Here is a 20590-nt window from a genome sequence, read left to right on the forward strand (position 1 = left end):
AGCCTCCAACCGATCATAAACAGTTGGAGAGCTTCCTTGCCCAAACAACCGCCACTTGAATTGCCGATCTGCAAGTAGATTAAACTTCGCAGGCGAACCTAAGCGCGCTACCCTCACGCGTTTTTGCTTCGGTCTTAACGAAAACGTATGCGCGTATTTGTCAAACGTCCTCTTGGGGGCGGGTAGGCGAATGATCTCTGGGCTGGTTTTGAAGTAGCGAAATGGATTGGGTTTTGTCATCCCACGTAGCTACTGAACCCCCTGCCCGCCTCAAGCCGGGTTCCTCTGACAATGCCCAATTTGAACGTCAGTAGTACACGAAGCCAGTTGATCTGTCTGATAGTACACACCCATCAAGACAAGAGGCATCGAACGACAGTATCTCAAAACTAAGCATTTCATTTTTGAACGTATTGGGAGGATCAAACCATGTCCCCAGCTTCAGTGCAGAACGTGATTTGGGCTTCATGAATCTAATTCGAAGCCAACTACACCGAGCAGTGCTAAACTGTTACGGCCTGCAACACTTGATCACGCGTCAGGTCATCTCGTGAGCCTTTGACCAAGATTTCTCCACGTCGCAACACAACAAACCTGTCAGCAAGATCATATGCGAAGTCGAAATACTGCTCGACTAAGACGATTGCCATTCCGCTCGTCTTTCTGAGGTGCCGGATCACTTCGCCAATCTGTTGGATTATGTTCGGCTGAATACCTTCGGTTGGCTCATCCAGCAGCAGCAGGCGCGGTCTTGTGATCAGTGCACGTGCGATGGCCAACTGTTGCTGCTGCCCGCCAGAAAGGTCGCCCCCGCGCCGGTTCTGCATTTTTTTGAGGACCGGGAACATGTCAAAAATATCATCTGGGACGAAGTGTTCGCTGGCAGGCAGACAGGAGAAGCCTGTTTCCAGATTTTCTCGAACCGTGAGCAACGGGAAAATTTCGCGGCCTTGGGGGACATATGCCACACCTTTCCAGGCCATCTGATGAGCAGGCAAAATACCCATTTGCTTTCCGTCAAGCTCCAGTTCGCCACCGGAACGGGGATGCGCCCCTGAGATTGCCTTCATCAGGCTGGTTTTTCCGACACCGTTGGTCCCCATGACGCACGTTACTTCACCCTGTAAAGCTTCCATGGAAATCCCATTTAGGATTTGCGAGTGCCCATAGTGCAAAGTCAGATCGGTCAGCTTCAACATTTTCTAGCGCCCCAGATAGACGTCGATGACGTCCTGATTTGATGTCACGTGATCAAGGCTGCCCTCGGCTAACACGGATCCTTCATGCAAAACCGTGACTTTGCATTTCAGGCGCCTGACAAATTCCATGTCATGTTCAACGACCACAACCGCGCAGCTCTTTGCAGCTTGAACTAGCAAGTCTGTGGTATGTTCGCGCTCTTGCGGAGTCATGCCTGCGGCGGGTTCGTCAACCAACAGCAGACGTGGGTCCTGCGCAAGCAGCATGCCGATTTCCAACCATTGCTTCTGCCCGTGGCTCAGTTCACCTGACTTCCGGCTCAGTTCCTTATACAGCCCAATTTCGGTGGCCAGGTCCTCGACCTTCTGCAAATCACTTTTGGACGGACGGTAAAGCAGCACACCAACCCAGCCACGATTTTTCTTTAGCGCCATTAGTAGATTATCGCGCACGGACTGATCCTCAAAAACCGTAGGCTTCTGAAACTTCCGCCCGATTCCCGCCTGCGCGATTTTTGCCTCGGTCATATCCAACAAAGATACGGACTTTTCACCCCATATGACCCGCCCCTCATCTGGTCGGGTCTTGCCGGTGATGATGTCCATAAACGTAGTCTTGCCGGCACCATTCGGGCCAATCACGGAGCGTAGTTCTGCGTCACCAATCTGGAAGGACAGGTTGTTGATGGCGCGGAACCCGTCGAAGGTAACCGATACGCCACTTACCTCTAACAAGGTGCTCATAGGCTAGCCTCTTTCTCACGCAAAGCGCCTTCATCGGGTCCCAGATTGGCACCATGCCGATCGGGATGACGCTGGTTGGTATACAAGTCGAACAAACCTCCGATACCTTGCGGAGCAAACAGCGTGACCAGCACAAACGAAACACCCAGCAGCACTTGCCACCAGTCGACCCATTTGATCGTGTAAAAGCCAAGCGGAATATCCGGGGCCTGCCCGCCAGTGAACCAGGTGCTCAGCAGGCTGACAAAAGCCGCGCCGATGACCGCGCCGTACAAGCGGCCCCGCCCGCCGATGGCGACCCAGACGGCCAGATAGACTGAGGCGATGGGGGCCATCTCCTCGGGGTTGATAATGCCGGCCTGCGGATAATACAGCGCACCCGCGATTGCGGCGATGCAAGCCGTCAGGGTGAAGACAGCCAACTTGTAGGCTTCGACCGAATAGCCGAGGAACCGAACCCGCGCCTCGTTGTCTCGAATGCCACGCAGGACTGAGCCGAACTTGCCCGACACGATCCATGCCGCAAGCATGTAACCCAGTCCCAACGCCAAAGCCGAAGCCCATAGGAACCAGAGCGAAACAACGTCTTGAGAGACAGTGACACCGGGCAGGTTCTGCAAGCCGGACAAGCCATTGTTGCCGCGCAGCCCGCTGTCGTTCTGAAACAGATACAAAGCCAGAGCCAGCGTCATTGCTTGCGTCAGGATCGACAGATAGACGCCCGTTACTCGACTGCGGAAGGCCAGCCAGCCAAAAATCAGTGCCAGCAGGCCAGGCACCACAACGACCAGTATCAACTGCAGCGTCAAGCTGTGCGAAAACGCCCAGATCAGCGGGAATTCGGATGATCCAACTACGCCGAAAATCTGAGTGCCGATGGCGTCCACAACTTCGGCAGTCGTTGGCGGGATGTCGGCTTGTGACAATGACTCGACCACGATCAGCCGAGTGCGTTCGTACATCAGCCACATGCCGATCATATAGCCACCGAGCCCGAAGAAAGCGAAATGGCCTAGTGATAGAATGCCGGTGAATCCCCAAACCAGGTCCATCGCGACAGCGATCAAACACAGGCACAGGGTCTTGCCCAGCGTTTTGACGAAACTGGTTGAGATCACACCGATCCCGAACCCTTCGGACAGAACAGTTACACCCAGCGTAAGCAGCGACAGGATGGTCAGAAAGACCAGCACAGATGGGTTCTTAGCAACAAAACTACGTTCCATAACTCAATCCCCCGCCGCGCGACCTTTGAGGGCAATAATGCCTCGCGGTCGAAATTGGATGAAAATGATGATGAAGATGATCATGTAGGTTTGCGCCGCGAGGGTATTCGACGGGTTCATCCACTCGATCCCTTTTTGCAGGAACCCGATCATCCCCGCGCCTGCCAGCGCGCCCCAGATGTTGCCGACACCACCGACAACCACGGTCATGAAACTTTGCACAATGTAGTCGTTGCCCAGATCCGATGTGACTTTGGCGAACAGGCCAATGGCCACACCCGCGATCCCAGCAATGCCGGAGCCGAGACCGAAGGTCAGCATATTCACCCGCCCCGGGTTGATACCCATTGATCCGGCCATGCGCGGGTTCTGCGTGACCGCGCGCATCTCAAGCCCCAGCCTTGTCCGTTTCATGATGTAAAGGAACAGCCCCAGAAAAATCAGCGCCAGCACGAAGATCGCAATGCGGATATAGCTGATCGAAACCACATCGTTCATCACCCAGGCACCGTCCAGCCAACCCGGAGCAGTCAAAGGGCGGGCCTGTGTACCAAAGATGTTCTTTGCCAGTTGCTGCAAGGCAATCGAGAAACCAAAGGTCGCCAGCAGTGTTTCCAACGGGCGGGCATAAAGCCAACGGATCACCAGGCGCTCCATGGCGACGCCCATGGCAAACGTGACGGCGAAGGCCATTGGGATGGCAACGATGATCGATACCGTATGGTCGGGGACGTACTGCTGAACGACATAGCCCGTATAGGCGCCCATCATGATGAATTCGCCATGGGCCATGTTGATTACACCCATCACTCCGAAAGTGATGGCCAAACCAATTGCGGCTAGGAAATAAATCGAGGCCAGAGAGACCGCGTCCAACGTCAGGTCGAACGTTTGGTTTAGGCCAACTTTCAGTTCGATCTTCTTTAGCGCTTTTTCGGCAGCGGCGGTTACTTCGATGGACGGCTCGGCATAAGTCTCAAAGAACACATGCGCACCCAGCGCGGTGTCGATATCCGCCTCAGTTACCAACGCAGGCACGATTCCGGCTTCGGCCAGAGTGCTGTAGGCTTGCGCGCGCGCAGTATTGTTGTTCAGTTGCGCGACCGGGACCCCCCCTACGCGGCCACCATCAATGTTCGCAGCCAAAGCCAAGCGGATGTCGTCAGGCAATACAACGGGCGCAGCCAAGGCACTCGCGACCAAAAGGTGGTATGCGTCATCCCGCGACAAGGCCTCTGAACCGGGTTCCAGAATGATGGCGACGTTAACATCCGATGGCAGGTCCGCAGCGGTCTTTCGTGAGGTCACGACTAACGGGTTCAGTGCCGCGCGAACGTCGACACCCAGATCGTTAGACATTACTTCAATTGCAGCCACGCGGGCCGCAACGTCTTCGTCATATCCAATCGTCAGCAGCCGTTCGAGCCGTTGCTTCTGGGCCTTCAAATCCACATCTGGCTCATCCTCGATCGAGGCACGAAGAGGTTCGAGCAGTGCGCCCTCGGGATCACGTTGAATGGACTTTAGTGCGGCTAGGCGCTTCTTTCGATCCGGGTCGGTCAACTGAAACTGCACCAGAGCTGTCCCGATCATAGCGCGGACACCGCTGTTGGGTTTCAATTGCTTCAAGTCTGATTTCTCAAACGTGCCGACCACTTCACCCGTGTCGAAATCGGTCAGTTGGTACAACCGCCCTTCGGCCTTTGTTCCGGCAAAGAACAGACCGTCAGACTTGCGCATCCACATGTCTTTGGCGACCCATGTCTCAAGCATCGCCTGCGCTTGCGGCAGCCCACTGGCGGCAAGCGCATCAATCGCCGGTTTGATCGTCTTGCGCGAACTTTTGACAATGATCTCCTGATGATCCTGCAAGATCGGCTGCAGGCCACCCTCTTGCGCGTTGGCGTTCAGGCAGGCGAAGAGAATTGCCAGGCCCGCAAGGAATAGTCTTAACATGTGGTGAAACCCGCGTGTCTTTGGGCAAGGCGGGCGATCACACCCACCTTGCGTACGATTTAGTAGTTCGACAAAGTCTGAACGCAGCTCTCGGTCTCGGTGTTGTACATACCGCAGCCGAGATCTTTCCAATCCGATTTCAGCACTGCCGATTCAGGCAGGAAGTCGGTCCATGCATCGCCCGGCACAACGTCCGTTTCGCTGATGATGTCGAACTGGCCGTCTTCCTGAATCTCACCAATCAGAACCGGCTTAGCCAGATGGTGGTTCGGCAACATCACAGCAGTACCTCCGGTCAGGTTCGGGAATTCCTGCCCGTACATGGCGGCGCGCACAGCGTCTACTTCGGTCGAGCCGGCTTCGGTCGCGGCATTCACCCACATGTTGAAGCCGATAAAATGCGCCTCCATAGGATCGTTGGTCACCCGTTCGTCACCCATGGTGGCTTTCCAGGTTTCGACAAATTCGGCATTTACATCAGTATCCGCCGACTGGAAATAGTTCCAAGCCGCTAAGTGACCGACGAGGTTCGCGGTATCGAGACCGGACAGTTCTTCCTCACCAACCGAAAAGGCCACGACAGGAATGTCATCTGCCGAAACACCAGCTGCGGCCAGTTCTTTATAGAAACCAATGTTGGCGTCTCCGTTGATGGTCGAGATCACACCAACCTTTTTGCCATCTTCGCCCAGTGCGACGACGTCAGATACTATCTTGGACCAGTCAGAATGGCCAAAGGGGGTGTAGTTGACGAAGATATCCGCGTCCGAAATACCCTTTTGCTTAAGGTAGCTTTCCAAAATATTGTTGGTGGTCCTGGGATAGACATAGTCCGTGCCGAGCAGAGCGAATTTCTCAACCCCCAGTTCCTCCAGGAAATAATCAGTCGCAGGGATCGCCTGCTGGTTCGGGGCCGCACCGGTGTAAAAGACATTTTTAGAGCTTTCTTCGCCCTCATACTGAACCGGATAGAACAGTAGACCGTTTAGCTCTTCGATCACTGGCAGTACTGATTTGCGGCTGACCGAAGTCCAGTTACCAAAGATCACATCCACCTCGTGGACGGTCAGCAACTCACGCGCCTTTTCCGCGAACAGCGGCCAATCCGATGCGGGATCCACAACAACGGCCTCAAGCTGCTTGCCCAAAAGACCACCTTTGGCGTTTTGCTGGTCGATCAGCATCAGCATGGTGTCTTTCAGAGTAGTCTCCGAGATTGCCATCGTGCCGGACAGCGAATGCAACACTCCGACCTTGATCGTGTCTTCGGCAGACAAGGCAGCGGTGGCTATGGCAGCAAAGACAACCGATCCGGCGAGCGTGGATTTGAGCGATTTCATGTAATCCTCCTGGCGGGGCCGGGAGAGAGAGCTTGCGCAAAGGCACACTCTTCTTCTACCTGATCCCCGCAACTGTTGTTGCGTTCCGTGTGGCGGTTGTGTTCGAGGTCCAATTCGCGCAGCCGTCACACACCCCCCGGGTCATTTCCGCGGTGGCACCCATACGGTTTCTGCATTGCAGCAAGGTTGGCAACTTACCTTTAGCCCAATTTGGGAAATCGGCGAGAAGCGCATATTTTTTCATCTAAGTCGGACGTTGCTGTCTAAAATTTAGCCACACGATGTGGAAATAAGCAGATTTCGACACTGCAGATTAGTGTTCCGACACTTCAATAGAGAAACAGGTGGCACCAAACGACGCGCTAAAGGTGCCCTATTACACAAGTCGTAGCCATATTGCCCACGCACAGCGCGGTACCGCCACGTGCTGCAGGCACTGTCAGCTTAAGCACCAAGCAATTGGGCAACAGAACTGTGCTGGACAGATTTCGCCAGTCTGGGTCCTTTAAATGCCTGTTCCCCAGAACGATCCCACCTGATCTTGATGCGGTTCTTCTGAACACGGCGGGCGGCGTGACCGGAGGCGATTCATTCCGATTTTCTTGCAAGGCAGCAAAATGCACGGCGCTGACTTTGACGACACAAGCCTGCGAGCGCGCCTACAACGCCCAGCCCAAAGAATGGGGCCAGATTACAAACCATTTGACGGTTGAGGATGGCGCTCGGCTGAACTGGCTGCCGCAGGAAACCATCCTGTACAACGGCAGTGCTTTGGACCGACGCCTCAGGATCGACATGGGGCTTGATGCTGAAATGCTGATGGTCGAGCCGCTGGTCTTTGGGCGCATTGCCATGGGCGAGACGCTGACCGGCATCCGCTTGCGCGATAGAATCGAGATTTGCCGCGAGGACACGCCAGTGTTTCTCGAGGCGATCAGGTTCTCAGGTGATTGGCATACACATTTGTCCAAGCCGCATATTGCGAACGGCGCAGGGGCGATGGCGCTAATCGTCTTAGCGTCGAGTTCCGCCGAAGGTCATCTAAAACCTGTCCGGGAAATGCTACCGGACACCGCCGGTGCAACCCTGATCCGGAAAGACCTATTGGTCATTCGCATTCTGGCGGACAACAGCTTTGCTCTGCGGCGAACGCTGATACCAGTTCTACGCCGACTGAACAAAGACACTTTACCCCGATGCTGGATGCTCTGACATGAACCTGACCCCTCGAGAAAAAGACAAACTGCTGGTCGCCATGGCCGCCGAGGTCGCTCGAAAACGGCTGACCCGCGGCGTTAAGCTGAACCACCCCGAGGCCATTGCGTTGATAACCGACGCCGTGGTCGAAGGCGCGCGCGATGGCCGTTCGGTCGCGGACATGATGCAAGCCGGGGCTGAAGTGATCTCCCGTGACCAATGCATGGAAGGCGTGCCCGAGATGATCCACGAGGTACAGGTCGAAGCCACTTTCCCGGATGGCACAAAACTTGTGACTGTCCACAACCCCATTCGCTAATTTCCAAAGGAGTCACCCATGAACCGTATGCTGTTTCCTGCTCTCATTCTGACTGGTCCGGCCATGGCCCATTCGGATACCCAAGTTCACGCCCATGGCAGTGATTACGCCGCGCTCGCAGTTGGGTTGGCTTTGATTGCGGTCATCGCCATTACCGTGATTTTGAAGCTGCCGAAATGATCCCGGGTGAGATTATTCCAGCCGAAGGCTCACTGACGCTGAACGCAGGACGCAGCAGCCGTCTTGTTATTGTTGCAAATACCGGCGACCGACCAATACAGGTCGGCAGCCACTACCATTTTTCCGAAGCAAACCCGGCTCTGGATTTTGATCGGTATGCAGCTTTGGGTATGCGGCTGGACATCCCGGCGGGCACTGCGGTGCGATTTGAGCCAGGGCAAACTCGCGAAGTTATGCTGGTGCCATTTGAGGGGCGCCGGCACATCTACGGTTTCAATATGCATATCATGGGGGCTTTGAAAGATGCCGGGCAAGATCAGTCGGAGTGACTATGCCTCCATGTTCGGCCCCACGGTCGGCGACAAAGTACGATTGGCAGATACCGATCTGATCATCGAAGTAGAAAAAGACCTGATCGTGGAGCGCGCAACGACTGCGCGTTTCAGCGAGACCGGCCACCGCGAAGATGTCTATGGTGAAGAGGTTAAATTCGGTGGTGGCAAAGTCATTCGCGATGGGATGGGGCAGTCACAGGCCACGCGCGCCGAAGGCGCCGTGGACACGGTGATCACCAATGCTCTGATCGTGGATCACTCGGGTATCTACAAGGCGGATGTCGGCCTAAAGGACGGGCGCATCGCCAAGATCGGCAAAGCCGGAAATCCGGATACGCAGCCCGGTGTAGACATCATCATCGGCCCCGGCACCGAGGCCATCGCTGGCGAGGGTCGCATCCTGACGGCTGGCGGGTTCGACAGCCATATACACTTCATCTGCCCTCAGCAGATAGAGGACGCGTTGCATTCTGGCCTGACAACCATGCTTGGTGGTGGCACCGGCCCGGCACATGGCACTCTGGCGACCACATGCACACCGGGCCCATGGCATATCGGCCGGATGTTGCAGGCGGCAGATGCTTTTCCCATGAATCTTGCTTTTGCGGGTAAGGGCAACGCTTCGCTTCCCGCTGCTCTGGAGGAACAGGTCAGAGCCGGAGCTTGTGCGATGAAACTGCACGAGGACTGGGGCACGACCCCGGCAGCTATCGACTGCTGCCTTTCGGTCGCTGATGCGATGGACGTTCAGGTGATGATCCACACCGACACGCTCAACGAATCCGGGTTTGTTGAAAATACAGTTGCCGCGATAAAGGGCCGTACTATCCACGCTTTCCATACCGAAGGCGCGGGCGGCGGCCACGCCCCCGACATCATCAAAATCTGCGGTGAGGACCATGTCCTACCCTCCTCTACCAACCCGACGCGACCCTTTACGGTGAACACGGTAGAGGAACATCTCGACATGCTGATGGTCTGCCATCACCTAGATAAATCCATCCCCGAGGACGTGGCCTTTGCTGAAAGCCGCATCCGGCGTGAGACCATCGCGGCTGAAGATATCCTGCACGACATGGGCGCCTTCAGCATCATCGCGTCCGACAGTCAGGCTATGGGCCGTGTTGGCGAGGTGTTGATCCGTACGTGGCAAACCGCTGACAAGATGAAGAAACAGCGAGGCCGTCTGTCGGAGGAATCCGGTGACAACGACAACCTGCGCGTTCGCCGTTACATCGCCAAGTACACGATTAACCCTGCCGTAGCCCATGGCCTCAGCCACGAGATTGGCAGTATCGAGGAAGGAAAACGCGCCGACCTCGTCCTATGGGACCCTGCCTTTTTTGGAGTGAAGCCTGAGATGGTTTTGCTGGGCGGCACCATCGTTTGTGCACAGATGGGTGATCCGAATGCTTCGATTCCTACCCCGCAGCCGGTTTATAGTCGGCCAATGTTCGGTGCCTATGGTCGATCCGTTGAAAACTCGGCCATCACCTTTGTTTCGCAAGCCGCGCTGGCGGACGGGATCGGTGATACACTTGGATTGGCAAAGCAGACCGTCGCTGTCCAAAACACGCGAGAGATTGGCAAAGAGGATCTTCTGCTCAACAACGCGACACCTCATGTCGAAGTTGATCCAGAAACCTACGAAGTCCGGGCAAATGGCGAATTGCTGACCTGCCAACCCGCCGAAGTGCTGCCAATGGCACAGCGATACTTTATGTTCTGACTAAAAATTACGCTGCATTGCACCGCGCGCAACCCAGAAATGACCAAACACCCACTTCAAAGTGAGGCCGATATGACAGATATTAATGCCCAAGGGAGGACCAACGTTTACGAGGGTCCAAATGGCACACTCAGCAACACAATCTCACGCACGCTTTTCGCTGCCCGGTCTGATCGCGTCCATCGCAGCATCAGTCTACGGGGCTCTGATCAGTGTGGCCGAAGCTCAATCACGCGTTCGGCAAGTCGAATTCCTGCAATCGCTCAGCGACGAAGAGTTGAAAAAACGCGGCCTATCACGCGAACGGATCGTGCACCGGGTGTTTGCGGATTCAATCTGGCTCTGACCATTTCTGCTCCAGAGGAGGCGACGGTATGACCGCCCTTCTCTGCACCGCACGCCGTTACTCGGATCATATGCACGGCGACTCCGCAGATTGCCTGTCGCTGACTTATGACGATCGGTTTTTGCGTCGCAAGGTTCTGACCTGTGAAAGTGGCGAACAAATTCTCGTCGATCTGTCGCAAACGACCTCGTTGAACCACGGTGGCACGTTGGTTCTGGACGACGGTCGCGAAGTGGAAATACAGGCTGCACCCGAAGCACTGCTAGAGGTTTCCGCTTCGGACCTGACACGCGTCGCGTGGCATATCGGCAATCGCCACACGCCGTGCCAGATCGAAAAGGATCGTCTGCTGATCCAGGTCGATCATGTGATCCGAGACATGCTTTTGAAAATCGGAGCCACAGTGCGCGAGGTGCACGAACCGTTCAACCCCGAAGGCGGAGCCTATGGCCATGGCAGGACACATGGCCACGCCCACTGACGCCGATATCCTGACGCTGACCCAGTGGTTGTCTCCGGCATACCCTGTGGGGGGCTTTGCTTATTCTCATGGGTTGGAAGCTGCAATTGACGAAGGAGCGGTCGCCAGCTCCCAAGACGCCGAAGACTGGATTTCAGATGCGCTGGAACACGGATCTGGATGGAATGATGCTCTGTTCGTGGTGTCCGCATACAACGCGCGGGACAAAGATGAACTTTTTAGCATCGATGCCAAGGCACAGGCTATCTGCGCGTCATCCGAAAGGAAAATGGAAACCGAACTGCTGGGACAGGCGTTCGGGACTGTCACAGGAGATGTCTGGGATTTAGACATCCAACAGCTTTCCTACCCAGTTTCAGTAGGTCACGCCGCGCTTCTGCAAAACCTCCCCCTACTGCTGACGACGAAGATGTATCTACAAGCATTCGCAAGCAACTTGGTCGCTTGCGCAACGCGTCTTGTGCCGCTGGGGCAAACCGACGCGCAGAAACTAATCCGTAATTTGACACCGCTATGTGCTCATATCGTCGAAAAGGCGCAATTGGCAGGTTTAGAAGAACTAAGTTCGACTGCGTTCCTGACGGACATCGCGTCGATGAGACACGAAACACAGTATTCAAGGATATTCCGAACATGAGCAGTATGAACGGCCCTCTTCGCGTTGGCATCGGTGGTCCGGTTGGAGCCGGAAAGACCACATTGACCGCTGCCTTGTCTGAAGCCCTGCGCGATGCTTGTTCAGTGGGCGTCATCACCAATGACATTTATACGCAGGAGGATGCCGAAGCGCTGGTGCGCATGCAGGTCCTTCCCCAAGATCGGATTATCGGCGTCGAAACGGGCGGTTGCCCACATACAGCAATCCGCGAGGATGCATCGATAAACCTTGCCGCTGTCGCTGAAATGCAGGAACGCCATCCAGATCTTGATATCGTTCTGATCGAAAGCGGTGGCGACAATCTGTCGGCCACTTTCAGCCCGGAACTCGCAGACCTTACAATCTATGTGATCGACGTCGCCGCTGGAGAGGAAATCCCGCGAAAAGGCGGACCAGCAATTACAAAATCCGACATCCTGGTCATTAACAAAACCGACCTGGCGCCGCATGTTGGCGCTTCATTGGAGGTCATGGAAAGAGATGCAGCCATAATGCGCAAAGGACGGCCTTTTTTGTTCACGTCCCTTCGTCACAAAGAGGGGGTTAGTGCAATTGTTGACCTCCTGGTGAAGCAAGGGGGGTTAATGATTTCAGAAGTGTCTTAGCTCCCGGAACGAAGATGCGAAATTGTCGGCACCTAAACCCGATTGGAGAGGCCGAAAGTACAATCTTTCATTTCAACGTTAGTCTGGGTGTTAGGTTTTGTCTCCACTCATCGGCTGTACGTATACAAAATGCTCTAGCCAAGCTAGACAACTATCCGAAACCATACCATTCTTCGGGGCCGATTTGTTACGCGCTACGCTGGTTCCGCCATCAGATATTTCTGCCTGATGCGCGAAAGTTCGGCATCGCTGCTGCGCTGCGTCTTGGTCGTTCGTGCCTTTGCAGAAATTTCTCCGTTTAGGGCACGCAAGTTGCGAAATTGCGACGTTTGTTTTGGGCTCGGAGCAGTCGTTCCCAGAATTCATCTCAATGTCTGTTCCGCGGACATTTCTGTCATTCGCCATGGCTGCAATCTGCTGGGCAAAACAAAGGATAGCGGCCACCAACCTGCCGTTCGATGCATAGGCGAATAGTCTGCCGCAAGCGCAAAGCCATCCACCGGCAGGGCGGAAAGCCGACATTCCGCACACGAACTTCATCGAACCGGTATTATTCCTGACCTGACCGGTGGTCACAAAAACGTTCGGCGGCTATCCCTGGCTGTCGCAGATGGCCTTTTTCTTCGAGCTTGCGCTGCCTTTGGTTCGGCCGAACAGCCCTCTTTGTCCCTTTAGTCCATAGGGTTGGACGACGTGCGTCCATCTGCAGATAGGTCTGATCAATCACCACGGGTACGTCCTCGCTATGATCGGCGTCCAGGCCCTTCATCATTTCCGCCAAGAGGTCTTTGATGTGGACGTCCCCTGCCAATCAAACAAGTCATAAATTATCGAACTGTCAGAGAACAGGTGAACATCAGAGCACCAGAGATTTAGCGCGGTCAAACGAGTAATCAGAGGAGTTTTTCGATTTTTTGATTGCCGAAACCGGTTTCGGAGCAAACAAATAATGGAATGAGAACGAATCCCAGTCTACCGAAGCGCGAATCTTCGCTCCGTCGCGATCCCTCCTCCCGAAGGGTGAAGCTGGACGAGTTGGCTGATCACCTCGGTCTTTCAAAGAGCACCGTGTCGCGTGCTTTGAACGGGTATTCCGACATCTCGGAGACCACCAGAAAACGGGTCGAATCTACTGCAAGAAAGATGGGCTATCGCCCGCTCAGCCACGCGCAGGCGATCCGCACGGGGAAAGTACGTGCAATTGCGATGGTCATTAACAGCGGGGAACCGGACCGGCATAATCCGTTTCTGCAGGACTTTCTGGCGGGCGCTTGCGAAGGTGCCAGCGCATTCGATTGGACGATGACTATCTCAACGGCCAAGTCCGAAAAAGATATGCTCAACGTTCTGGGGCGCCTTGTGGAAGAGCGCAAAGCGGACGGGTTTATTCTGCCCAGAACGGAAGTCGACGACGCTCGTATCAAGTATCTAAGCGCATTGAATGTTCCATTCATACTCTACGGTCGAACGGGATACGGGCAAGCGGACCCTTACGACGATACATCTTGGTTCGATATCTCGGGTGAAACGGCAATCCGTAGCGCGGTCAGTCGTTTGAGTGGTTTTGGCCATCGTCGCATTGGCTTTGTCGGCAGCGATCCGAAATTCAACTACAGCCACCTTCGACGCGATGGCTATCTCGAAGGTCTGAGCGCTGCTGGCTTACCCATCGATCCTGAACTGAGCCGCGAGGACGCGCGCACCCGTGATGAAGGGGCAGTCCAAGCCCGAGCTTTGCTGGAACTGGAGAATCCACCGACCGGGATCGTCTTTGCGACTGATCTGGCCGCATTAGGGTCATACACTGTTTGTGCCGAGTTTGGCCTGCAAATCGGTAAGGATGTCTCGATCCTTGGGTATGACGGCATACCCGAAAGCCAGTACGTCAGCCCGGGTCTTACGACATTCAGCGTCGATTCACAGCGGGCTGGCGAACGCCTTGCTGAAATGCTCATACGGCAAACCCGTGGAGAAGCACCGGAAAGCCTGCGTGAGCTCGGCGAAGCCGTTCTTTTGGAACGGGATTCTGATGGACCACCGCGCCTGACACCTAAAGAGTTGGCGCGAAAAATTACACATTTCAAAAATGGAAATCGGGGAGGAGACCGATCATGAAACTTACACCAAAGGCATCTCGACTGATGCTTGGCACATCGCTGGCGCTGGCGTTGGCAGCCGTGTCAGCACAGGCAGAAACAATTCGTTTCTGGACAACTGAGGAGCAACCAGAACGGCTCGCAAAGCAGCAGGAAATGGCGGACCAGTTTAAAGCGGAAACTGGCACCACAGTTGAGGTGATCCCGGTCACCGAGACCGATCTGGGCACGCGAGCGACCGCAGCCTTCGCTGCTGGGGACCTACCTGACGTGGTCTATCATCCGTTGCAATACGCGCTGCCTTGGGCCGAAGCAGGTATCCTTGACACCGAAGCTGCGACAGAAGTGATCGAAGAGCTGGGCGCCGACACATTTGCACCCGGCGCATTGGGTATGGCGGCCTTTAATGACGAAACAGCCTCGGTACCTGTCGATGGTTGGACGCAAATGGTTGTCTACCGCAAAGACCTATTTGACGAAGCTGGCCTGGATGCGCCCAACTCATTTGACAGCGTATTGGCTGCGCTGGAAAAACTGCACAACCCGCCGGAAATGTACGGCTTTGTCGCCGCGACCAAAGTTGATGAGAACTTCATGAGCCAGGTGCTGGAACATGTGTTCCTCGCCAATGGCGTCTCGCCAGTTGGCGCTGATGGTTTCCAGCCACTGGATGAGGCCAAGACAACAGAGGTTCTGGACTTCTACAAAGCAATCTCAAAAGCGTCGCCTCCGGGTGAGCTGTACTGGAAGCAATCGCGAGAGCTGTATTTCGACGGCAAGGCCGCGATGATCATTTGGTCGCCCTTCATTCTGGATGAACTGGCCGGCTTGCGGGACAGCGCTCCGCCAACAATTAGCGACGATCCGACCTCAAGCGAATTGGCGAGTAAGACTGGAATCGTGACCAACTTCTCTGGCCCGTCCAACCCGGATGGCGCAGCATGGGGCGATGTGCGGTATTTCGGCATTACCAACGATGCGGATACGGACGCCGCGATGGAATTCGTGAAATTCGCGATGGATGACGGGTACACCCAAACTCTGGCAATTGCGCCTGAGGGCAAATTCCCTGTTCGTCGCGGCAACGCCGACAATCCGACAGCCTTTTCTGACGCATGGGCCGAGCTGCCTGTAGGCGTTGACCGCAAGGCCCCCCTGGGTGAGCTTTATGACCAAGCCATGATCGACGAAATCGTGGGCGGTCTGGACGTTGCACAGCGCTGGGGCGTGGCTGAAGGTCAATTGGCGCTGGCGTCGAAGATGATCAACTCTCAGGCCATCAACCGCGTGGTCCGGCAGTATATCGACGATGAGATTGACGCGGCTGCCGCAGTTGCAGCCATGAACGAAGAGCTGGCCAAAGTTCAGTAATCAACCAGCACCTGCAGCGGCGTTCGCGCCGCTGCTCGCAACCCTTCGAGGTATTTCATGTCTTCGGCCACCCCACCGACCGGAACCGGGGCTCTTGCCAAACGCGAGGCGCGTCTGGCTTGGGCGCTGCTGGCTCCGACCGTGATCAGCGTGTCGCTTGTGGTGATCCTGCCCTTGCTGGCGATCATCTGGATCAGCTTCAAACCGTTTACCCTTTCCGACCTGCGCCCGCCTGCTCCGGTTGTCCGTGAAAGCCTGCGCGGCTCTGGTGACGATCTGCGGATCGAATACCGCCTGCGTAACTCCAGCCAGGAAATCGCCGTTGAAGGCGTGACCCTGAGTGATGTGCTGCCAGATGGCGTCGCCGTCGGAGAAATCGTCGAGCCCTGCGTCCTGGAGGGGCGGGATTTGTTTTGCGATTTTGGCACCTTGGATGGTGGTCAGCGTGAGCGTATCCGCATCCTGGTCACGGTCGACGGAGATCTCCAAGCATTCGAGGATTTCGTCGAAGAATCCGAGCCTCGCCTCACAGGAAGCGGGCCAAACGTTCTGACCAACCTTGAGTTCAGCCTGGAAAACTTTGCACGCGTCTTTGATGGCTCGGAATTCTGGGGCGTTCTCTGGGTCACTCTGTTCTACACAGTCTTCGGCACGATTGGCGCATTGGTCATGGGCTTGTTCGCCGCTTTATTGCTGAACAAAAGCTTTAGGGGACAAGGCTTCATCCGTGGCCTCTACCTGTTCCCCTATGTCGCCCCCGTCATCGCCGTCGCATTCACTTGGGTGACGCTGTTTGACCCTTTCTCAGGTTCCGCTAACGCTTTGCTGGTGCAGATGGGGCTGAGCAGCGAGCCAATCAATTTCTTCGGTGAACGCCCATTGGCGCTGATCATGGTCACCGTGTTCGAAATCTGGCGCTACTTCCCGCTGTCATTCCTGTTCATCCTGGCCCGGATGCAGTCCATCGACTCCAGCATGTATGAGGCGGCGGATATGGACGGAGCTTCGCCGTTCCAGAAGTTCTGGCTGCTGAGCATCCCGCAACTGTTGGGCATTCTATCAGTGCTATTCCTGCTTCGCTTCATTTGGACGTTCAACAAGTTCGACGACATCTTTCTGCTGACCGGCGGCAATGCGGGCACCCGCACGCTTACCGTGAATGTCTATGAGCAGGCCTTTGCGATCTCGAACATCGGTGCCGGTGCGGCGGTGGCCGTTGTGATCCTGGTGTGCCTGATCGCCTTCAGCTTTGTCTTCTTCCGCTTCATCAGCCGTGAGGAGGGTCTGTGATGCGCAAAGGGTATCTTACTGCCCCGGTACTGGGCGCAATCTGGCTAGTCGTGATCGCAACCACGGTGGCAATTACCATGTCGTTTTCAACCGGGGCCGCTTTTCGCCCACAAGTTCTGCTCGGCCTGATCTGGGGTGCAGTCGCCGGTTTGGTCTATGTCCGCTTTCCTGCGCAGCATGCTCTGGCCCGCCTCGGCATATCGGCGTTTCTGGGCCTGTCCGGGCTGACCGGGCTTGGTCCGGTTCTGATCGGCTCGGACACATCCCTGCAGGCTGTTGTGGTCACAGTTGTCGCCATGGCCGTCGTCATGCACCTTTCCCTGGCGGCGATCCTTAAAGAAACGCCATTCGGAGAGCTCACGCGCCATGAATACGAAGAGGCGGTGATCCGCTTTTTCACAGGGTTCGGGTACATATTCTTCACTTCAATCGTCGTGATCCCCTTCTACGTGATGGTGATGACCAGCCTGAAATCTCAGCAGGCATTGTTGCAGAACCCGTTGGACTTCTCGGTCGACCTGTCCCAAGGCACCGACCTGTTCCGCAGCTACACCGAACTGTTCCGTGACTTCAATTTCGGTACATACCTATGGACCTCGCTTTACGTCTCGGTCCTGACGGTATTCATCACGCTACTGTTCAGCGTGCCCGGAGCTTACGCGGTGGCGCGGTTCCGGTTTCAGGGGCAAAAGGCGTTCTCGCGTTCGATCCTGTTGATCTACATGGTGCCGATGATCGTTCTGGCACTACCGATCTATATCGCCTTCTCACTGACAGGCTTGCGTAACTCGATACTCGGCATCGTCATGATCTATCCGGTCACCACCATTCCGGTCGCGCTGTACATGCTGCAAGGTTATTTCCGGGGCCTGCCGACCGAAGTGGAAGAGGCCGGACTGATGGATGGTCTGTCGCGCCTGGCAGTGATCTGGAAGATCACCCTGCCCCTCAGCCTGCCCGCGCTGGCCTCAGTCTCACTCTATGTCTTCATGATCGCGTGGAATGAATTCCTGCTGGCCTTCATGCTGCTGGACGACCCGTCGAAATTCACTCTGACCCGAGGGGTCACGATGTTGAACTCCTCAGAAATTCCCCGTCAGCACCTGATGGCCGGTGCGGTGATCGCCACCGTTCCGATCATGGCGCTGTTCCTGGGGCTTGAACGTTTCATGACCAAGGGCCTCACAGCGGGGTCTGTCAAAGGATGACACAGATGAACCAACATACGAACCCCGACCGCGAGGCGCGCAATATCCTGATTGCGAACGATCGCGGCAGCTACACCATTCCTACCGAGGGGCTGTATCCATACCAGTGGAACTGGGACAGCGCGATTGCCGCGCTTGGCTTTGCCCAGTTCGACCTCGACCGCGCCTGGACTGAGATCGAGACGCTGTTCACCGGGCAATGGGAAGACGGCATGGTTCCGCATATCCTGTTCCACCAGCAGGATGAAGGGTATTTCCCCGGCCCCGATGTTTGGGGATGCAATGGCCCGATCCCGTCTTCGGGCATCATCCAACCACCCATTGCTGCGACCATGGCACGTAAAATCTGGGAACAGGATACCGCGTTTGGGGATGCTCGCATGAAGGAGCTATTCCCTAAATTGTTGGCGTGGCATCGGTGGATCATGAAATGGCGCCTTGATGAATTCGGTGCCGTTTGCACGACCCATCCGTGGGAGGCAGGTCGCGACAACGCACCTGATTGGGACAACTCCATGGCGCGCATGGATGCATCGGATGTTGGGGAATACCAGCGCCGCGACACCAGCCACGTGAACAGCGACGACCGACCCACAAAGTTCGACTACGACCGGTACATCAAGCTGGTTCAGATCGGTCGAGATGCGGTATGGGACCAGCAAGCCCTGTTGTCCCTGAACCCGTTCCGCGTCGCCGATCCCACTATGACGTTCACCACTCTTCGCGCTGCACGGGACTTGCTGATGATCAGCGAGAAGCTCGAACTGGAGGCCGAAGGCCTGGGTGAGGATATTGAAAAGCTCGAATCCGGCGCGCGTTCGCTTTGGAACGATGACCTTGGGAGCTTCGACTCCCGTGACGCGCATACCGGAGAGATGGCCGACAGTATTTCCAACGCGTCATACTTGTGTTGGTACGCTGGCATGGAGTCTGATCGGATGCTTAAAGGATTGAAATCAGTACTGGAAACTGTGCCTTACCCCGTTCCAAGCTATGATCCGGACATGCCGAAATTCGACGCACGTCGGTACTGGCGAGGTCCGACCTGGGCTTTCATGAACATGATGATCGGGTTTGGCCTGGCGGATATGGGGCATGCACAACAGGCAGAACAGCTGCGCCAGAAAACTGCCGAACTGATATCGGGCTATGGGTTCGCAGAGTACTTTGACCCAAAAACCGGCAGCCCTGCGGGTGGCCAGGCATTCACCTGGACAGCCGCCGTCTGGCTTCACTGGGCAGGGAGGGCCTGATGGGTAGCATCGAACTAAAGTCAGTCGAAAAATGGTTCGGCTCGGCGCAGGTTATCAAGGGCGTAGATCTCAAGATCAAGGAAGGTGAGTTCATTGTCTTCGTCGGCCCGTCCGGCTGCGGAAAGTCCACCCTGCTGCGCATGATTGGTGGGCTCGAGGACATCTCGCGCGGATCTCTGTTGATCAGTGACAGCGACGTCACAGATCATCCGCCCTCAAAACGCGGGCTGACAATGGTGTTCCAATCCTATGCGCTATACCCGCACCTGACGGTTGCTGAAAACATGGGGTTCTCTCTGAAAGTTGCAGGGGTACCTAAGGTCGAGATAGCCGAACAGGTCAACCGGGCTGCCGAAGTTCTCAAGCTGGGACCGTTCCTTGAGCGCAGACCAAAGGACCTGTCCGGCGGTCAGCGACAGCGGGTGGCCATCGGAAGATCTATCGTACGCGATCCGACGGCGTTCCTGTTCGATGAGCCGCTTTCAAACCTAGATGCAGCGCTTCGGGTTGAGATGCGGTATGAGATCGCCAAACTTCACCAAAGCCTCAAGCGCACGATGATCTACGTCACGCATGATCAGGTTGAGGCAATGACTCTCGCCGACCGGATTGTTGTTCTCGAGTATGGCAAAATCGCTCAAGTAGGTACGCCTCGCGAGCTTTACGAACACCCGGCCAACCTGTTCGTCGCACAGTTTATCGGCAGCCCGAAGATGAATGTACTTCCGTGTTCCACCCAGGCGGCCAGATACACCCTGGATTACGGCAGAAGCGGTGATTTTGCTCTGCCAGGTGTTGCCGAGAAGTTGGGTGTTCGTCCAGAACACATCGAGGTGGTTGCCGCGGGTGAGGGTCAGAGTGATGGGATAATCGAGGTCATCGAATACCTAGGTGCAGACACTTTCCTGATTGTTGAATGCGGCGTGGAAGAAAAGGTAACCGTCCGACTTAATGGTGATACGGACCTTAAACCTGGGGCGAAGATTGGTCTGCACTTCCCGACCGACAAACTGCACTTTTTTGACGAAAACGGGCAGGCTCTGGGGCATGAATAGCA

20 protein-coding genes are annotated in these 20590 nt (G+C 55.7%); 15 read left to right on the forward strand and 5 right to left on the reverse strand.

Going from position 1 to position 20590, the window contains the following annotated elements; all coding sequences use genetic code 11:
- Nucleotides 1-503: 503 nt before the first annotated feature.
- From urtE to urtA, 5 genes are read right to left on the reverse strand one after another with little or no spacing between them, the layout of a single operon-like run.
- Complete coding sequence (gene urtE / locus DK510_RS12090) at nucleotides 504-1199, reverse strand: urea ABC transporter ATP-binding subunit UrtE (protein WP_109312310.1); 696 nt, start codon at nucleotides 1197-1199, stop codon at nucleotides 504-506.
- A 3-nt stretch (nucleotides 1200-1202) separates the two neighbouring features.
- Nucleotides 1203-1943 (reverse strand): urea ABC transporter ATP-binding protein UrtD, encoded by a 741-nt coding sequence (urtD, locus tag DK510_RS12095; RefSeq protein ID WP_109312311.1) that lies wholly within the window; start codon nucleotides 1941-1943, stop codon nucleotides 1203-1205.
- Nucleotides 1940-3169: an urea ABC transporter permease subunit UrtC gene (urtC, locus tag DK510_RS12100; protein ID WP_109312312.1), complete on the reverse strand. Its 1230-nt coding sequence runs from the start codon at nucleotides 3167-3169 to the stop codon at nucleotides 1940-1942. Before urtC ends, urtD begins: the two co-directional genes overlap by 4 nt.
- A gap of 3 nt (nucleotides 3170-3172) precedes the next feature.
- Nucleotides 3173-5125, reverse strand: a complete 1953-nt coding sequence (gene urtB, locus DK510_RS12105) for an urea ABC transporter permease subunit UrtB (RefSeq protein ID WP_109312313.1) — start codon at nucleotides 5123-5125, stop codon at nucleotides 3173-3175.
- Nucleotides 5126-5184: 59 nt separating this feature from the next.
- Complete coding sequence (gene urtA, locus DK510_RS12110; protein ID WP_109312314.1) at nucleotides 5185-6465, reverse strand: urea ABC transporter substrate-binding protein; 1281 nt, start codon at nucleotides 6463-6465, stop codon at nucleotides 5185-5187.
- A gap of 474 nt (nucleotides 6466-6939) precedes the next feature.
- Between urtA and DK510_RS12120 the strand changes: the two genes are divergently transcribed.
- From DK510_RS12120 to DK510_RS12195, 15 genes are all read left to right on the forward strand, one after another.
- On the forward strand, nucleotides 6940-7677 hold the full coding sequence (locus DK510_RS12120) for an urease accessory protein UreD (protein ID WP_255414872.1): 738 nt from the start codon (nucleotides 6940-6942) through the stop codon (nucleotides 7675-7677).
- Nucleotide 7678: 1 nt separating this feature from the next.
- Nucleotides 7679-7981 carry an urease subunit gamma gene (locus tag DK510_RS12125; protein ID WP_058276342.1) on the forward strand — a complete coding sequence of 101 codons (303 nt, stop codon included), beginning with the start codon at nucleotides 7679-7681 and terminating at the stop codon, nucleotides 7979-7981.
- 18 nt (nucleotides 7982-7999) lie between these two features.
- Complete coding sequence (locus DK510_RS22800; protein WP_160116506.1) at nucleotides 8000-8161, forward strand: hypothetical protein; 162 nt, start codon at nucleotides 8000-8002, stop codon at nucleotides 8159-8161.
- Nucleotides 8158-8490 carry an urease subunit beta gene (locus DK510_RS12130; protein WP_058276343.1) on the forward strand — a complete coding sequence of 111 codons (333 nt, stop codon included), beginning with the start codon at nucleotides 8158-8160 and terminating at the stop codon, nucleotides 8488-8490. Before DK510_RS22800 ends, DK510_RS12130 begins: the two co-directional genes overlap by 4 nt.
- A complete protein-coding gene (ureC, locus tag DK510_RS12135) occupies nucleotides 8465-10225 on the forward strand; it encodes an urease subunit alpha (protein ID WP_109312317.1) in 1761 nt (586 codons plus the stop codon). Before DK510_RS12130 ends, ureC begins: the two co-directional genes overlap by 26 nt.
- 121 nt (nucleotides 10226-10346) lie before the next feature.
- Entirely contained in the window at nucleotides 10347-10571 is a 225-nt protein-coding gene (locus DK510_RS12140; RefSeq protein WP_109312318.1) for a DUF1127 domain-containing protein, read from the forward strand.
- Nucleotides 10572-10599: 28 nt separating this feature from the next.
- Nucleotides 10600-11052, forward strand: a complete 453-nt coding sequence (locus tag DK510_RS12145) for an urease accessory protein UreE (RefSeq protein WP_109312319.1) — start codon at nucleotides 10600-10602, stop codon at nucleotides 11050-11052.
- Nucleotides 11024-11689, forward strand: a complete 666-nt coding sequence (locus DK510_RS12150) for an urease accessory protein UreF (protein WP_234999050.1) — start codon at nucleotides 11024-11026, stop codon at nucleotides 11687-11689. Before DK510_RS12145 ends, DK510_RS12150 begins: the two co-directional genes overlap by 29 nt.
- A complete protein-coding gene (ureG, locus tag DK510_RS12155; RefSeq protein ID WP_109312321.1) occupies nucleotides 11686-12315 on the forward strand; it encodes an urease accessory protein UreG in 630 nt (209 codons plus the stop codon). Before DK510_RS12150 ends, ureG begins: the two co-directional genes overlap by 4 nt.
- A 1035-nt stretch (nucleotides 12316-13350) precedes the next feature.
- Complete coding sequence (locus tag DK510_RS12170; protein ID WP_234999052.1) at nucleotides 13351-14430, forward strand: LacI family DNA-binding transcriptional regulator; 1080 nt, start codon at nucleotides 13351-13353, stop codon at nucleotides 14428-14430.
- On the forward strand, nucleotides 14427-15782 hold the full coding sequence (locus tag DK510_RS12175) for an ABC transporter substrate-binding protein (protein ID WP_200833235.1): 1356 nt from the start codon (nucleotides 14427-14429) through the stop codon (nucleotides 15780-15782). Before DK510_RS12170 ends, DK510_RS12175 begins: the two co-directional genes overlap by 4 nt.
- Nucleotides 15783-15839: 57 nt before the next feature.
- Nucleotides 15840-17072, forward strand: a complete 1233-nt coding sequence (locus tag DK510_RS12180; RefSeq protein ID WP_109312325.1) for a carbohydrate ABC transporter permease — start codon at nucleotides 15840-15842, stop codon at nucleotides 17070-17072.
- The gene (locus DK510_RS12185) at nucleotides 17072-18280 is read left to right on the forward strand and encodes a carbohydrate ABC transporter permease (RefSeq protein ID WP_109312326.1); all 1209 of its coding nucleotides are present in this window, start codon (nucleotides 17072-17074) and stop codon (nucleotides 18278-18280) included. Before DK510_RS12180 ends, DK510_RS12185 begins: the two co-directional genes overlap by 1 nt.
- Nucleotides 18281-18285: 5 nt before the next feature.
- Nucleotides 18286-19533 (forward strand): hypothetical protein, encoded by a 1248-nt coding sequence (locus DK510_RS12190; protein WP_370246292.1) that lies wholly within the window; start codon nucleotides 18286-18288, stop codon nucleotides 19531-19533.
- Nucleotides 19533-20588 carry an ABC transporter ATP-binding protein gene (locus DK510_RS12195; RefSeq protein ID WP_109312328.1) on the forward strand — a complete coding sequence of 352 codons (1056 nt, stop codon included), beginning with the start codon at nucleotides 19533-19535 and terminating at the stop codon, nucleotides 20586-20588. Before DK510_RS12190 ends, DK510_RS12195 begins: the two co-directional genes overlap by 1 nt.
- The last annotated feature ends 2 nt before the right edge of the window (nucleotides 20589-20590 follow it).

It is taken from the genome of Ruegeria sp. AU67 (assembly GCF_900312795.1).
GTDB classification, from domain to species: Bacteria; Pseudomonadota; Alphaproteobacteria; order Rhodobacterales; family Rhodobacteraceae; genus Ruegeria; species Ruegeria atlantica.

Coding starts and splice junctions, on each gene's coding strand:
- ureG (WP_109312321.1), top strand. CDS start 11,686: ATGAGCAGTATGAACGGCCCTCTTCGCGTTGGCATCGGTGGTCCGGTT.
- ureC (WP_109312317.1), top strand. CDS start 8,465: ATGCCGGGCAAGATCAGTCGGAGTGACTATGCCTCCATGTTCGGCCCC.
- DK510_RS12185 (WP_109312326.1), top strand. CDS start 17,072: ATGCGCAAAGGGTATCTTACTGCCCCGGTACTGGGCGCAATCTGGCTA.
- DK510_RS12130 (WP_058276343.1), top strand. CDS start 8,158: ATGATCCCGGGTGAGATTATTCCAGCCGAAGGCTCACTGACGCTGAAC.
- urtE (WP_109312310.1), bottom strand. CDS start 1,199: ATGTTGAAGCTGACCGATCTGACTTTGCACTATGGGCACTCGCAAATC.
- urtD (WP_109312311.1), bottom strand. CDS start 1,943: ATGAGCACCTTGTTAGAGGTAAGTGGCGTATCGGTTACCTTCGACGGG.
- DK510_RS12145 (WP_109312319.1), top strand. CDS start 10,600: ATGACCGCCCTTCTCTGCACCGCACGCCGTTACTCGGATCATATGCAC.
- DK510_RS12190 (WP_370246292.1), top strand. CDS start 18,286: ATGAACCAACATACGAACCCCGACCGCGAGGCGCGCAATATCCTGATT.
- DK510_RS12140 (WP_109312318.1), top strand. CDS start 10,347: ATGGCACACTCAGCAACACAATCTCACGCACGCTTTTCGCTGCCCGGT.
- urtC (WP_109312312.1), bottom strand. CDS start 3,169: ATGGAACGTAGTTTTGTTGCTAAGAACCCATCTGTGCTGGTCTTTCTG.
- DK510_RS12125 (WP_058276342.1), top strand. CDS start 7,679: ATGAACCTGACCCCTCGAGAAAAAGACAAACTGCTGGTCGCCATGGCC.
- DK510_RS12180 (WP_109312325.1), top strand. CDS start 15,840: ATGTCTTCGGCCACCCCACCGACCGGAACCGGGGCTCTTGCCAAACGC.
- DK510_RS12175 (WP_200833235.1), top strand. CDS start 14,427: ATGAAACTTACACCAAAGGCATCTCGACTGATGCTTGGCACATCGCTG.
- urtA (WP_109312314.1), bottom strand. CDS start 6,465: ATGAAATCGCTCAAATCCACGCTCGCCGGATCGGTTGTCTTTGCTGCC.
- DK510_RS12195 (WP_109312328.1), top strand. CDS start 19,533: ATGGGTAGCATCGAACTAAAGTCAGTCGAAAAATGGTTCGGCTCGGCG.
- DK510_RS12150 (WP_234999050.1), top strand. CDS start 11,024: ATGGCAGGACACATGGCCACGCCCACTGACGCCGATATCCTGACGCTG.
- urtB (WP_109312313.1), bottom strand. CDS start 5,125: ATGTTAAGACTATTCCTTGCGGGCCTGGCAATTCTCTTCGCCTGCCTG.
- DK510_RS22800 (WP_160116506.1), top strand. CDS start 8,000: ATGAACCGTATGCTGTTTCCTGCTCTCATTCTGACTGGTCCGGCCATG.